This is a genomic window from Paenibacillus sp. Negev47 (assembly GCF_058313655.1).
Genome location: NZ_CM177754.1, coordinates 364875 through 379405 on the forward strand (window position 1 = coordinate 364875; position 14531 = coordinate 379405).

15 protein-coding genes are annotated in these 14531 nt (G+C 47.5%); 6 read left to right on the plus strand and 9 right to left on the minus strand.

Features of this window, described 5'->3' with window-relative positions; all coding sequences use genetic code 11:
• Positions 1–292: 292 nt before the first annotated feature.
• A complete protein-coding gene (locus tag AC4G47_RS01785; protein WP_491104476.1) occupies positions 293–898 on the minus strand; it encodes a methyltransferase in 606 nt (201 codons plus the stop codon).
• A gap of 212 nt (positions 899–1110) precedes the next feature.
• Here AC4G47_RS01785 and AC4G47_RS01790 point away from each other — a divergent pair, with 212 nt between their 5' ends.
• Together AC4G47_RS01790 and AC4G47_RS01795 are read left to right on the plus strand one after the other, a co-directional pair.
• Positions 1111–3483, plus strand: a complete 2373-nt coding sequence (locus AC4G47_RS01790) for an Ig-like domain-containing protein (protein ID WP_491104478.1) — start codon at positions 1111–1113, stop codon at positions 3481–3483.
• A 191-nt stretch (positions 3484–3674) separates the two neighbouring features.
• Positions 3675–3995, plus strand: coding sequence for a YrdB family protein (locus tag AC4G47_RS01795; protein ID WP_491104480.1), 321 nt, complete (start codon positions 3675–3677; stop codon positions 3993–3995).
• A gap of 45 nt (positions 3996–4040) precedes the next feature.
• On the opposite strand, the gene chrA is transcribed toward AC4G47_RS01795, so the two are convergent.
• The 6 genes from chrA to AC4G47_RS01825 all read right to left on the minus strand — a co-directional run bounded on the left by chrA (position 4041) and on the right by AC4G47_RS01825 (position 8250).
• A complete protein-coding gene (chrA, locus tag AC4G47_RS01800; RefSeq protein WP_076329890.1) occupies positions 4041–4586 on the minus strand; it encodes a chromate efflux transporter ChrA in 546 nt (181 codons plus the stop codon).
• Between the two features lie 2 nt (positions 4587–4588).
• Positions 4589–5176, minus strand: coding sequence for a chromate efflux transporter ChrB (gene chrB / locus AC4G47_RS01805; protein WP_076216557.1), 588 nt, complete (start codon positions 5174–5176; stop codon positions 4589–4591).
• Positions 5177–5188: 12 nt separating this feature from the next.
• Positions 5189–5683, minus strand: a complete 495-nt coding sequence (gene chrS, locus AC4G47_RS01810) for a chromate efflux transcriptional regulator ChrS (RefSeq protein WP_036616550.1) — start codon at positions 5681–5683, stop codon at positions 5189–5191.
• A 267-nt stretch (positions 5684–5950) separates the two neighbouring features.
• Positions 5951–7066, minus strand: a complete 1116-nt coding sequence (locus AC4G47_RS01815; protein ID WP_458125001.1) for a PAS domain-containing sensor histidine kinase — start codon at positions 7064–7066, stop codon at positions 5951–5953.
• Positions 7059–7709, minus strand: a complete 651-nt coding sequence (locus tag AC4G47_RS01820; protein ID WP_458125002.1) for a response regulator — start codon at positions 7707–7709, stop codon at positions 7059–7061. Before AC4G47_RS01820 ends, AC4G47_RS01815 begins: the two co-directional genes overlap by 8 nt.
• 109 nt (positions 7710–7818) lie before the next feature.
• Positions 7819–8250: a GAF domain-containing protein gene (locus AC4G47_RS01825; RefSeq protein WP_491104482.1), complete on the minus strand. Its 432-nt coding sequence runs from the start codon at positions 8248–8250 to the stop codon at positions 7819–7821.
• A gap of 378 nt (positions 8251–8628) precedes the next feature.
• Between AC4G47_RS01825 and AC4G47_RS01830 the strand changes: the two genes are divergently transcribed.
• The gene (locus AC4G47_RS01830; RefSeq protein ID WP_458125004.1) at positions 8629–9405 is read left to right on the plus strand and encodes a Crp/Fnr family transcriptional regulator; all 777 of its coding nucleotides are present in this window, start codon (positions 8629–8631) and stop codon (positions 9403–9405) included.
• Positions 9406–9523: 118 nt separating this feature from the next.
• Here AC4G47_RS01830 and AC4G47_RS01835 read toward each other — a convergent pair whose 3' ends face one another.
• Both AC4G47_RS01835 and AC4G47_RS01840 read right to left on the minus strand, forming a co-directional pair.
• A complete protein-coding gene (locus tag AC4G47_RS01835; protein ID WP_491104483.1) occupies positions 9524–10075 on the minus strand; it encodes a GNAT family N-acetyltransferase in 552 nt (183 codons plus the stop codon).
• A 122-nt stretch (positions 10076–10197) separates the two neighbouring features.
• Positions 10198–10353, minus strand: coding sequence for a hypothetical protein (locus AC4G47_RS01840; protein ID WP_167350941.1), 156 nt, complete (start codon positions 10351–10353; stop codon positions 10198–10200).
• A gap of 371 nt (positions 10354–10724) precedes the next feature.
• Here AC4G47_RS01840 and AC4G47_RS01845 point away from each other — a divergent pair, with 371 nt between their 5' ends.
• The 3 genes from AC4G47_RS01845 (at position 10725) to AC4G47_RS01855 (ending at position 14472) form a co-directional block, all read left to right on the plus strand.
• Entirely contained in the window at positions 10725–12239 is a 1515-nt protein-coding gene (locus AC4G47_RS01845; protein WP_491106621.1) for a DUF6359 domain-containing protein, read from the plus strand.
• A gap of 210 nt (positions 12240–12449) precedes the next feature.
• On the plus strand, positions 12450–13079 hold the full coding sequence (gene cdaS / locus AC4G47_RS01850; protein ID WP_491104484.1) for a sporulation-specific diadenylate cyclase CdaS: 630 nt from the start codon (positions 12450–12452) through the stop codon (positions 13077–13079).
• A 286-nt stretch (positions 13080–13365) separates the two neighbouring features.
• The gene (locus AC4G47_RS01855) at positions 13366–14472 is read left to right on the plus strand and encodes a Glu/Leu/Phe/Val family dehydrogenase (protein ID WP_491104485.1); all 1107 of its coding nucleotides are present in this window, start codon (positions 13366–13368) and stop codon (positions 14470–14472) included.
• Positions 14473–14531: the final 59 nt, after the last annotated feature.

The following is a 14531-nucleotide window of genomic DNA, read 5'->3' on the forward strand; positions in this document are numbered from 1 at the left end:
CGCGCAGAATGAACTGAAGCTTAGAACTCATCAGTTGCTTTAGATTAAACCCATAAATAAGTTATATATTCAGTAGTTAGTAGTAGCATCAGTAGAGAATCCATCATCACCTGTCCGGGTGTGACTGTCTCCAATATTAGGACGATATCTCTTCTATTGGAGACAGAGGCGGATGATGTACATAAGCGAAGGAAGACGAAAGAAGAAGCTAACCTATGAAGATCGTACTCGTGCGAATCCCGTTGGTTTATAGAGATTGGTAGTTGTTATGCTCTATTGAAAGGGGCGCGTCTCATTTTGAAGGCGTGCGTCTCAGAATGACAAAGTCAGCAGAAGATTGATCCGGATAGCGCTGCGGAATAATCTCATGAACTTTGAAATCAGGGTAGTCGAATAGATAATCGAACAGATTACGGTCCTGGATTGTATCGATTCCCGGGTTGCCAGCTTCTTTCAATCGCGTGTATAGCACGACCCATGCTGTGGAAGAGTGCAGAACATCATAGAGGGTATTGCGAAAATCTGTTTCATCCGTAATGTGATACAGCACATCCAGACAGACCGTCAGATCGGCTTGCAGGAAACCGCGGTTAATCCACAGACCTGGTGTATACAACATGAAACTCTTGGACGAATCCTTGGCGAACTGGGAAGCACAACGTTTTACCGAAGAGGCTGCCACATCAACACCCAGGTAATCCTCATAGTTCATGTATTGCAACTGGTTGCCATCCCCACATCCAAACTCAATGACACGATGAATGCCTTCGCGTTGAATTAATCCGTTCACAACTTCGGCCTTGAATTCGGCCAATACCCCGTATGAACCCCTCCCAGAAGTCTCACCCGAACGATACGTCTGCTCCCAATATCCGATGTAATCAAAAGGCTGGCGCATATGCTTCCCCCGATCCTGTGAAATGAAGTTCAAGACAATCACTATACATAGGTTATGCGCAATATTCGCAGGTATGAATTAGTCGGAACAGGAGGAGCGAATGAATTAATTTCCACAGAATTACCTGAAAATTTCCTGAAAGTCTAAACATCTGGGAAGAACTTGCCGACATTAAAGATAAGGAAAAAAATGATGATAATCGGGGGGAAATGATGTTAAAGCCAAGATTGACCAAGTACATGGTGATGATGCTGGTGTTGATGCTGAGTATATCCAACGTAGGCTTGGCCGCTGCGGCAGATAAAGAACTGTCCAAAATTGTGGTTTCCAAGAATGAAATGTCGCTCGAAGTTGGTGATTCCATTTCTGTTACGGTAACAGGGGTATATTCTGATAATACGTCGACAAACGTAACGATCAGTTCATCCTGGAGTACCAGTGATACTTCGATAGCAACTGTATATAATGGCGCAATTACAGCCAAAAAGGAAGGTACAGCAACGATTACCGCAGCGTACCAGGGTCAGAGTCAGACCGTTCAAGTGAAAGTAACGAAGAAGGTCAAAGCTCTTTCGAAAAACGTGCAAAGTCTGGAATTGCGTACGGGAGACACGAAAGACATTATTTTGACAGCAACGTATAGTGACAACACTACAAGTGAAAAGGCATCCGAGACTGCAGAATGGTCTACCAGTGATGAGAAGGTTGCTACCGTTGTGAATGGTAAAGTAACTGGACAAAGCGCGGGTACGGCCGTCATCACAGCCAAGGTTGGCAGCCAAAGCGTGACGGTGGATGTTAACGTTGAAGTGGTTAAACGTGTAGATGTAGATAAACAGCAAGTTAACTTGTTGTTGAACAAAAGTGAAAGTGTGAAAGTGACGGCTACTTATCCAGATGGCACAACCAAAGATGTAACCGATCTGGCGGAGTGGACATCCAGCAATGAGAAGGTTGCAGACGTTCTTAAGGGTGAAATCACAGGATATTCGGCAGGTTCTGCCAAGATCACAGCCAAATACGGTACGAAATCAGTATCCGTTGACGTGGATGTGGATCTGACCAGCAAACTGAGTGTGGAGAAACAAAGTATTTTCTTCCGTTTGAATGAGACAACCAAAACGGCTAATGTCGTTGTAACAGCTTCATATCCGAACAGTAGCGATGTGAATGTAACGGATCAAGCAACTTGGACATCCAGCAACGAGAAAGTTGCGACAGTATTCAAGGGACAGGTTACAGCCATTAGTGCAGGTTCAACAACGATTAAGGCAACTTATAGTGGTAAAACAGTCGAAATTGCTGTCGATGTAGATACGGCAAGATATTTGGATATCAAAGATGTAAATGACAAGCTCGCCATGAGTGTTACGGGTGATAACAAGTCCAAGACATTGGTGGCCAATGCAGAGTATATTGATGGAAGCACAGAAGTTGTAACTTCCAAAGCAACATGGACTTCAAGCAATGCAGATGTTGTATATGTATCCAACGGCGATTTGATCGCATACAAATCCGGTACGGCTACGATCACTGTAGCTTATGGCGGTAAAACGGTTAAATTCACAGTGAATGTAGACGTAGCAGATAAGTATGAGATGGACAAGAAGAAAGCTTCTGTAGCCGTTGGAGGAACGACCAATGCCAAAGTACTGGCGTTGTACGGTGAAACATCCAAGGATGTATCCGAAGATGCAACCTGGAGCAGCAGCAGTGACAAAATCGCTGAGGTAGATAGCAAAGGGGTTATCACAGGTGTTGCTACAGGTAAAGCGACCATCACAGCGAAGATTGAAGGCAAAACGCTGACTCTGCCTGTTGAAGTAGGTATGGCAAGTGGACTGGAAGCAGATGTGAACTTCGTTGTTCTGTCCGCCAAAGAAACACAGAATATCCTTCTAACAGGTACGGATGAAGATGGCAACACGCTGGATGTAACATCCGAAGCAACCTGGAAATCAAGCAACTCACGTGTAGCTGATGTGAAAAAAGGTGTGATCACGGGTAACAGCAGTGGTAAAGCCAATATCACGGCAGAATACGGCTCCAAAAAAGTGACCATTCAGGTCGAAGTGGATGTCATCTCACGTATTGAAGCTTCCGAACCGGCTCTTTCCCTGAAATCAGGTGATACAGCTGATCTGACGGTAACTGCTTTCTTGAGCGACGGTAGCGAGCGTGATGTAACAGACAAAGCTGAATGGAAAACCAACAGTTACAAAGTAGCACAGGTAACCAAAGGTAAAGTCAAAGCTATAGGTTCAGGTAAAGCTAAAATTACAGCAAAATACGGCAGCAAGTCTGTAACCATTGCGGTAGATGTGGATACACTGAAATATTTGCAGACCGATAAAGTAACATTGACGATGAAGCCAGGAGAAAAAGTAACAGTGGCGGCAACTGCAACGTATGCCGATGGCAGTGAAGCTAATGTATCCAAACCGGCTCTCTGGAAGTCTTCCCGTATTGCGACAGCATCGGTGAAAGACGGCATCATTCAGGCAAATGGCAAAGGTAAAGCAACGATTACCGTAACATTTGCAGGTGTAAAAACCAAAGTAACTGTCGTGGTTGAAGCGAAGTAAATGGGTCTTGTAATGCGAACGTAAGCGTACAATTCAATTTGCGGTGGTGTCAGCTTAAGAGCTGGCATCACCGTATTTTTGTTGCATACTATCTTGTTAAACTAACGGCATTAGTATAAGATGAGGTTAAACTAATATAGTTAGTTTTAACTCAAAGGAGCTGATCGAGTATACTTTCTTCACTGCAGTCAATGAATCTCGCTGTACGGATTATTTTGGAGTTATGTGCACTTGCCATATATGCATATTGGGGGTTCAGGGTAGGAAACGGAGGTTGGGGCAGAGTTGTTCTGAGTATTGTTGCTCCTGTACTGGTCGCAGTATTATGGGGACTATGGGGGTCTCCACAAGCAGCATATCCATTGACGGGATGGGTACATCTGGGCTTCGAAATCGTCCTATTCGGTCTGCCCGTCTGGTTGCTACTTACCTTGGATAGGCCGATGCTGGCAATGGTATACGGAGTGTTATATATAATAAACAAGCTACTGATGCAGCTATGGCATCAGTAGCTTGAAGGATAAATATAATCATGAATTATATTATCACAATTAAAATTACATCGTGTGCGACAGTACCAGTGCACCATAGGCAAAAGCAATCACGATCAGAATGGCCGGATGCAGCTTGGTCTTGGTCATGACCCAAAGCGAGATGCCTGCAATGATCAACGTCTGCCAGATGCCGATGGAATTGGTGGATAGCTGACCGAATTCCCATGTAAGCAGGATCATGAGTACAGCGATAACAGGCTGCACGAGCAGGGTCATGCCTTTGACTTTCGGTGAAGTACGATGTTTGTTCAATAGACGAAGTAATATAATTAATGCGGTTGCGGAAGGTACGATTGTTGCAAAGCTTGCGATAAATGCCCCAAACCAGCCTGCCACGTGATATCCGACAAATGCAGCAATTTTGGTTGCAATCGGGCCGGGAAGGGCGTTACCAATCGCCAGTACATCACCGAATTGCTCGGTGGTCATCCATTGATAGTGGTTCACAATTTCTTCCTGCATGAGTGGAATGGAAGCCGGACCGCCCCCATATCCCAAGATATTCGCTACGAAAAATCCCCAAAATAATTCCCACCAGGTCTGGAGCATCCTTAGGACACCCCCTTATCGGACTCGCCTTTGGACTTGAAGCGCTGGACCAGATCCAGATGGAAGACACCGTATCCAAGGAAAACCGCGATCACAATCCCCGGATGGATATCCAGCAGCTGTAATAGTACAAAGGCAATTACGCCAAACAGGGCGGCAAAAACCTTGCCGAGTCCCTTCCAGGCTTTCATGGCGAATTCATAAGCCATCATACCCAGCATGACAAAAATGACCGGCCGAACGGCGGCTACCATGCCTGCTACCACTTTCGACTCGCGCAGCGCGTACATGGAACCGAGCAGAGCAATGATAGCAATGCTTGTCGGTAAAATGTGAGCGAGTACGGACACAATCGCGCCCAGTACACCTTTGGTTTTATAACCCAAATATGCGGCCATCTTGGTCGCAATAGGACCGGGAAGGGCGTTAGCGATAGCCAAAATCTCGCCGAACTCCTCATCACTGACCCATTTATAACGCGTAACAGCTTCATAACGGATCAATGGAATAACCGAAGGTCCACCGCCATATCCGAGAATCCCGGTTCGGACCATTCCGATCACGAGACCTTTGTAATCTTTCCAACCCATGCTGATTTCCTCCTAGAGTCTCATGCCCATCCGGCTTTTATAGCGTTTCAACAACAGCTGTGATTCGACTTTGACGATGCCTGGCATCTTGTAGAGCTTCTCGAGCAAGAACTGCTCCATCTCTTCCATATCCGCAAAAATACCGTGCATGTGCAGGGTACTCGGGCCTGTCATATGATAGAGGCTGGTGACGGCCGGTTCTTCGTCCAGTTTCTCCGCGACTTCATCCAGGAAGGGCGGTTCAACATCGACATTGAAAAAGGCGGAGACCTGTAGCCCAACCTTGCCAGGGTTGATCACCACGGTGAAGCGTTCGATGATTCCTTTTTCCGATAAAGCATTAATGCGAGCTTGGACGGCTACACGTGACAACCCAATCTGTGTACCCAGATCCGTATAGGATATTCGGCTGTTATGGTGAAGCGCGGCGATGATTTTGCGATCCATCTCGTCCAGATTGTACATTTGTGGAATTTCCCCTCCCTTGGAGGAGCGTTTCTCTGACATGTTGACCATCCTTTTCTCTCGCTATATGAAATGAATTGAAATTTTACTGAACATACAATGTGTATGTGGCATTCATAGTTTAATGACGAATCGTAACTGGAGTCAATCTATTTATCATGATTATTGAATTTGGCCGATTTTGAGCTTTCATTTTGTCATTTTGACCAATCGGAAATAAAAAGACCACTCGCACAGTCCAATAGCGAGCAGCCGTTAAATATAGATAAGCTGGAGTGAAGCGCAAAGCACGATACGAGGCATGTGCGGTTATGCCTGTGCTGTCTTGGGCAGGAAAAGGGTGACGGTTGTCCCTTCGCCAGGCTCGGAAGAAACTCTCAACGTTCCGCCTGCTCCACGGGCACGCTCTTCCATGCTGAACAATCCAACACCATTGCCAGCGGTTGCTTCGCTGAATCCAGCACCCTGGTCTTCAATAATAACCATCGTCATGTCTTCCGCATCTTCTACAGCAACACGTGCCTCGGCAACATCGGCATACTTCGCGACATTCGTTAAGGCTTCCTGGATAATCCGGTATATGGCAATCTCCCGGTTCATCTCCAGTCGCTTGCGCAAGTTACATTCCAGATCCACTTCGATCCCGTAGTGACGGGTATAATTCTCAATGTAAGTCCGAATTGCCGGGACAACACCGAGGTCATCCAGAACGGATGGCCTTAGTTCCCATGCCATGCCGCGCACATCTTCCATGATGCCCGTGACCTGTTTTCGCAGTGCTTCGACGCCCGGTTGAGGCTGATCTGCCAGTAGTCGGTCCATCTGAATAACCAGAGAGAAGAGACTTTGTCCGATCCCGTCATGCAGTTCACGCGAGATCCGGCGTCGCTCCTCTTCCTGAATGTTCATTACTTGGGACATCATCTTCTGCAACTCGCCTTCGACAGATTTCAGCTTGGTTACCTCACTACGTACAGCCAGATATTGATATGGCTCGCCATCGTTATCGAGGAAAGGCACGATGGTGGTGTTGACCCAATAATAACTGCCATCTCTGGCACGATTGCGAATCTCCCCGTTCCATACCTTACCTGAGGATATTGTGTCCCACAGGTTTTTCATAAAGTTTTTGCCATGGTATCCGGAATTAATGATTCGATGATCCTTACCGATCAGTTCCTCGCGTTCATACTGCGAGATCTCACAGAATTTATCATTCACATATTGGATTTTCCCTTTGCGGTCCGTGAGAGCAACAATGGAGGACTCATCCAGAGCAAATTTCAGATCACTCAGTTGATGCAGGGAACCCTTCAACCTGCTGCGAAATTCATTATCGGTAATGTGGTTGTCGATCTCGTTCAGCAGGAGGCGTACGGGCTGGTCTGCGAGTCCACTTAGTCTGTTCTTGCGTGCACTACTCAAAGTTCAGCAACCCCTTTTTCATGGCGAACTTCACCAGTTCCGGTCGTGTACGCAGGCCAAGCTTCTCCATCAGATTGCTTTTGTGGGATTCGACCGTCTTGACACTGATGATCAGATGTTCGGCGATTTCCTTGTTAGCGTATCCCTTGGCGATCCAGGACAGAATTTCTTTCTCCCGATCGGAAAGTGTGTCATAAGGTCCGGCGTTTTCCTGTTTGGCTTTGTCGAGGTATTCGCTCATCAGCCGTTTGGTCGCACTCGGGTACAAGTAAGCACTGCCATCTGCCACAGAGCGTATAGCGGCCAGCAATTCTTCGTGCGGCGCGCTCTTGAGGATGTAACCGGAAGCTCCGGCATGAATCGCTCGGAAAAGGTACTCCTCATCATCATGCATCGTCAGAATCAGGATCGCGAGATCCGGCATTAATTTCTTCAATTCAGCGGTAGCCGTCAGGCCGTCTTTGCCTGGCGGCATGCTGAAATCCATCAAGACGACATCTGGTTTCAATTCTTGAGCCTTGGCAATGGCTTCATCGCCGTCAGCGGCATCTCCAACGATATGTATATCATTCTTTCCTTCCAGTAAGGCGATCAGCCCGGAGCGCACGACAACATGGTCGTCTACAACTAATAGTTGAATCACATCATTTCCCCCTGTCCGATTCCACAGTTCTATCTATATCATAACAAAAAAGAAGCCATTCAGAGCTTAAATCTCCGAATAGCTTCTCTCACTCTCTAGTACAAACTTTTTATCCATATACGTACGGCTCCAGATGTAGAGCGACTTGTTCGGTCTGCCGGATCATATTCGGTGAAAAGGTACAAGGCAGTCTGCTGCCAACGAGCAGCACGGCCCCAGGCACGCTTCCTTCCTGGAACACAGGTACCGCTATGGCACTTACCAGCCGCTCAGCAAGCATTAACGGGCAGCGACCGGGGGTATGCTCCCCGGTGGGTTGTGTATCAGATCGGGCTGTGCGCCCAGTCCGAAGGGCTGTGCCTACCAGATCTTGTCCGGGACGCATTTCCATGCGTTTCACCCGTTCATTACTAGCCCCAGAGGTATACTTCCAGCGTAGCATTGTCCCGTTCAAACAGGCAAGTCCACAGAAGTCGCTGGATGTGTTCAGGCGCAGGCCGTCAATCATCTCCTGAATGCCAGATGACAGTTCATCATGCATGAGAGGACACTTCCTTTTTCGGATTATAACGTACATAACGTGTAATCATTATCATTAATAATCTTTGGACAGGATCACCTTAAAGTAAGGGTATTACGATGTTAGTTCTATTGTAGACCCTTTCTCGTACATTGTAATTCAGGGAAAACCCCTATTTCCGTTCTATAATTTACTGAACCTGGGGAGTGGAGGACTCCTGAATCAGGTACACCAAGGGATTGAAGAAATGCGATGGATGGGGCATATCAGTGAAATGTGACTTTTCTCACAGCAAATTCAGGGAGTTTCTCGTTAATGATCAGGTAATCCCCCGATAACCCTGAAGCTACTTTCGCGATATGATGTATACATAAGGAATCACCGAGGGGGACGAAGGTTATGGGTACAGTATTTGTGGAAAGAACAACCCAAAGAACAGAGCAGAAACAAACGGAGGCGGGCAAAATGACACGAGAAACAGGCGGAATCCTTTCGTTCGTTACACCTGAGCAATGGGACCTGATTGAAGCGAAAATGCAACCCAAACGGGTAAAGTCGGGGTATAGTCTCTTTCTCGAAGGCGATGAAGCCGGATATCTGTACTACATTCGTACGGGACGAGTGAAAATGACCAAGTCGACGGAGGATGGCAAGGAAATTATCCTATCGATTCAGCAAAGCGGCGATCTCATCGGTGAGTTCGGCGGCATCGGCGGACTGAATCATAGCTATAGTGCAGAGATGGCGGAAAAAGGGGAACTGGCCATTATCTCGCTTGGCGATCTGGAAAGTATACTCAGCAAACATGGCGATCTGGCCTTGAAATTCTTGCAATGGATGGCCCTGTCGCAGCGGATTACCCAGTCGAGATTCCGTGATTTGCTGCTCTATGGCAAGGCGGGTGCCCTCGCTTCGACACTGATCCGTGCCAGCAACTCGTATGGTAAGGCTACACCGGATGGCATCGTGCTGGATATGAAGTTGAACCATACCGAACTTGCCGAGATGATTGGAGCTACCCGGGAGAGTGTAACGCGGATGCTGGGAGCATGGAAAGAACAAGGTACGCTGGATATGATGGATGGCAAACTGATGATTCGGGATCTGGCAGCCCTGCGCTGCATGTGTGGATGTCCGACATTCCCAAGCTGTCCAGTAGAGCTGTGCCGGTTGTAAAAATAGCTTATTCCGGGTTTGTACCTCCATTGGCGATTGGGGTCGTTACGGAGAATGATAAAAAGAGCTGGCATCCGTATAATCGGTGTCAGCTTTTTTGATGTATGCGGAAAATTAACTATGTAGCATTTGGTCTCCATTGGCCGACATATTCCCTGGCGAGAATCGAATAGATCACCGAGTCATGAAAGGAACCTTTGTAGAACCAGTGCTCCCGCAGCAGACCTTCTCGCTGCATACCAATCTTCTTCATGACATTTTCCGAAGCTGTGTTGTTCGGGCGACATTTGGCGTAAATCCGGTGAATGCTCAGTACGTTGAAACCAAAATCCAGTATAGCGAGGGCTGCCTCGGCGGCATAACCTTTTCCTTGGTAAGCGGGATGGAGGACGTAACCGATCTCTGCATTGGTTTTCTCCATAACGTGAATACCTACTCCGCCAAGGAGAGCCCCGTCACTTTTCAAACATATCGCAAGTTCAAACCCCTCTCTTGGTTGTACCTGCTGCATGTCCAACACAAACTGCACGTATGCTCGTGTATCCTCTTCGGTATTCGGTCCCCATGCTGTATGCTGTGTAACTTCCGTCATGGAGGTATAGGCATGAATCCTCTCCCAGTCCGTCTCCCGAATCTCCCGGATGATCAGTCTGTCGGTCTCCAATTGCATCGTTATTCACTCCTTCACGTTGGAATAATTTACTGTACATTGTACAACAAAATAGCCCATAACGGATTCAACGAAGGAATCAGTCATGAGCTATGCTGTGTATCTATGATATATGTCGAATGCTATTGCGGTTGTTTACATTGAACTGCGGGATACGTATACGCCAGCTTGCGAATAATTTCCTTTTGCCATTTCGTATCACCCAGATTGGTTGCCAGGTTCAGAAGATCCAAATAATCGTCAAGCTGCAGGTCAGCCTTTTGCAGAGGTGTATTCATTCGATGTTCGTTCCCCTTTATCTATAAAATCGTAAAATCATATACAGTAGACAGGTACATAGAGACAGGTCCAATAATGATAATCATTATCACAGTTATATACTTATTATGCAATGAACGACGGAAAAATGCAATCCCAAGTCCGTAACGAATTTAACTTTTTTCAGAAAAAAGGCTCATCCACAGCACATGGGCAAATAGACTCAATTTCTAAACTTTTGCAACAATTTTACAAAAAGAAAGAGGAATTCAGCATATGAACCATTAAATTAAAGGAGGATAACCCATTATCAGGTAATTTGGAGGAGGAGAAAGGGAATATGAAGAAGGCGTTATGGCAGCACTGGATCGGGGCATTCCTGGTCTTTATCATGATGGCAACCGCATTGCTCGGGCCGGGTTCACAGAGTCCGGTACAAGCTGCAGCACCACTTACGGTATCTCAGGCCATCGCTGCCCAGAGCGGTGGAGGAACGGCGACGGTTGAAGGAATCATTGTTGGACATGCTACCGGGTCACTTACCGCGAAATTTACATCTCCGTATGCCAATGATTTTAATGTTCTGATTGCAGATTCAGCATCAGAGCGGACCAACGCCAGATTATTGGATGTACAGATTTCCGCATCTTTCCGTTCGCAATATGGACTGGCTTCCAACCCGAGTCTTGTAGGCAAAAAGATCATCGTAACCGGAACCTTGGGTGCCTATAACAGCTATGCAGGAGTCAAAAATCCAACTTCCATCACGCTTTCCTCCGGAACAACCAATCCTGATCCAGAACCGAACCCGGGGACAACACTGCCGGACGGTACTGGCAAGAAAGTATTGTTCGATAATACCCACGCCCAGACAGCAGGTGCTGCCGACTGGATTATCGACGGGGCATTTTCGGATTTTGCCAACGGTTTGCGAAACGCAGGCTTTGCCGTGGATCAGCTGGAACGCAGTATCCCGTATACATTTGGTGAGCAAGCCATCACCTATAATAAATTGAAAGATTACCACGTCTTCATCATTGGTGAAGCCAACGTGCCGTTCAAGGCAACAGAGCAGGCTGCGCTCGTGCAGTATGTACAGAACGGAGGAAGTATCTTCTTCATCTCCGATCACTATAATGCAGACCGCAACAAAAACCGCTGGGATTCTTCCGAAGTATTCAACGGTTATCGTCGTGGTGCTTTCCTGAATCCAGCCAAAGGCATGTCGTCGGCCGAAGCGGAATCACCTGCCATGCAAGGGGTAATTAGCTCAGACTGGCTCGCGACCAACTTTGGTGTTCGTTTCCGCTATAATTCTCTCGGCGATGCGAACGCATCGGATATCGTTGCACCTGCACAATCCTTCGGTATTACGGCTGGGGTTAATTCTGTAGCCATGCATGCCGGATCAACCATTGCAATTATGGACCCAAACAAGGCCAAAGGATTGGTGTACGTACCAAATGGCGTGTCCAAGTGGGGCAATGCCGTGGATCAGGGCGTATACAATGGGGGTGGACGAGCTGAAGGTGCCTATGCTGCCATTGCGAAGATTGGAGCGGGCAAAGCTGCATTTATCGGCGACTCTTCACCTGTGGAAGATGCTACTCCGAAATATTTGCGTGAAGAAACTGGCGCCACCAAGAAAACCTATGATGGATTCAAAGAAGTGGATGATGCTACTTTCCTCGTGAATACCGTGAAATGGCTCGCAGTCAAAGAGAGCTATACCAGTCTGGCACAAGTGCCTGGGCTGACATTGGATACGGCAACAAGCCTGCTTCCTATCGAAGCTCCGGCTGCGTCCACCGAGCCGCAACTTGAACCATGGGCTACACCCGCGGCAGGGTACAAATGGTATGACCCGACTACATTTAAGGCAGGTTCATACGGCAAAGCCCAATAAGTGAAATAGACAGGACATCAAATCATTATGCGAATAGGGTCTGACCGTGGAGGTTTGCGGACAGGCTCTTTTTTGCTTGTTATACCCGTTACAATCACGACGACGACTAGCTCCTACAGCCCTGCCATTGCATAAATACCTGCTCTGGAGGGGAAGGTATGGGTACTATTAATGCGGCGTGAAGCCCAACCCAACCAGAGGAGGCGGCGAATGATGACTCAGCAAGCAGACTGTGACAGTTCATCGATGAGGCAGAAGCTCAAGGCAGACCTGCATCGTGTGGCGGATCGAATGAACATGACGTTATCCTGTTTTGACAATGACAGTGTCTGTCTGTTGGGGCAGTTTGCAGAGATCCGAGCGGAGATTAAGCAGATCGAGGTGCTCGCCTCTTCTTTTTATCTGGATTGTTATCTGTCGCCCTTTACCGAGAAGTTTGCCGAATTAACATCGAGCGTACAGCATCTTTCTGACCGGAGATATGGTGCGCTGATTGTGATTGAACGGAAAGTTCCGTTGGAGTCGATCATTCACTCAGGCGTGGCTGTGGATGCAAGAGTGACGCATGCGTTGCTGGAATCGCTGTTTATCCCCGGTGCGCCTCTGCATGACGGGGCTGTTCTCATTCGTGGCAATCAGATTGTATCCGCTGGTAATGTGTTGCCTTTATCCCAGGCGGAAGTGCATGAACGAAAGATAGGCACCCGTCATCGGGCTGCGCTTGGATTAAGTGAATTGACGGACGCCGTTGTACTGGTTGTCTCCGAAGAGACGGGACAGGCCTCATTTGCGGTGGATGGAGATCTGCATCCGATTAATGTGGTTGAGACGCTATCTTGAATGTGAACGATTCATTGGATTCCTCGGACGATTACGTTGATGCAGTTGAGGGAAGTGTACCTTTCTCCTGTAAGGGAGACAGGTTTTTCTATTGATAGACGATAAAATTATAATCTGAATTCGATAGCTTTGCTCCCGCCATACGAGAAATATCGACCGATGCTTCTCTGACATTGTGATGTGATTTTGCACAAAATGGGTATTCGTGGGTACAATAGAGGATGGTAAATAAATAGAGAACAATGTTGATTGGATCGCAAAAATGGTTGGAGGAGACGGTTAGCACATGAGTTGGTTTGAAGCAATGGAGCAACACGATTATGAGGAACTGGTTCTGTGCCAGGATCGAAATTCAGGGTTAAAAGCAATAATCGCCATACATGACACAACACTCGGCCCTGCGCTGGGAGGCACGCGGATGTGGACATACGCTTCGGAAGAAGCAGCCATTGAAGATGCCCTGCGCCTTGCCCGTGGTATGACATATAAGAATGCGGTATCTGGCCTGAATCTGGGCGGCGGTAAAACCGTCATTATCGGAGACCCAAGGCGTGACAAAAATGAAGCGATGTTTCGGGCTTTTGGCCGGTACATTCAAGGGCTGAACGGACGTTATATCACGGCCGAAGATGTGGGAACGACGGAAGAGGACATGAATCTGATCTATCAGGAAACCGATTATGTGACAGGCATCTCGGCGAGCTATGGTTCATCCGGTAATCCATCGCCTGCAACTGCCTGGGGTGTATATCGCGGGATCAAGGCAGCAGCCAAAGAGGCATTTGGTACGGATATGCTGGAAGGTAAAACAATAGCGGTTCAAGGTGTGGGCAATGTAGCGATGCATCTGTGCAAATATCTGTATGAGGAAGGTGCACGTCTGATTGTTACGGATATCCATAAGGACTCGGTGAAACAGGCTGTGGATCGCTTCGGCGCGACCGCTGTTGATCCCGCAGACATCACCGGTGTGGAGTGTGATATCTATGCACCATGTGCGCTGGGCGGCACGATTAATGATGATACGCTCAAGACGCTCAAGGCGAAGGTTGTAGCGGGCTGTGCCAATAATCAGCTACTGGAGACCCGTCATGGAGATCAATTATATGATATGGGCATCGTATACGCACCTGACTATGTTATCAATGCGGGAGGCGTGATTAATATCGCAGATGAGCTGAATGGTTATAACGCAGATCGGGCGTGGAGCAAGATTGGAGAGATCTACACCAATCTGGAGAAAATATTCGAAAGCTCGCGCACGGAGGGGATCGCAACCTATATTGCCGCAGATCGTCTGGCCGAGCGGCGGATCGAACAGATGAAGAATACGCGCAGCACATTCCTGCAGAATGGTCATCACGCGCTGAGTTCCCGGAGATTGCGCAAGTAATCGTAATTCATTCATCATGTAATTCTGAAAACTGTCTGTTAAGTATCGGCAAAATCCAT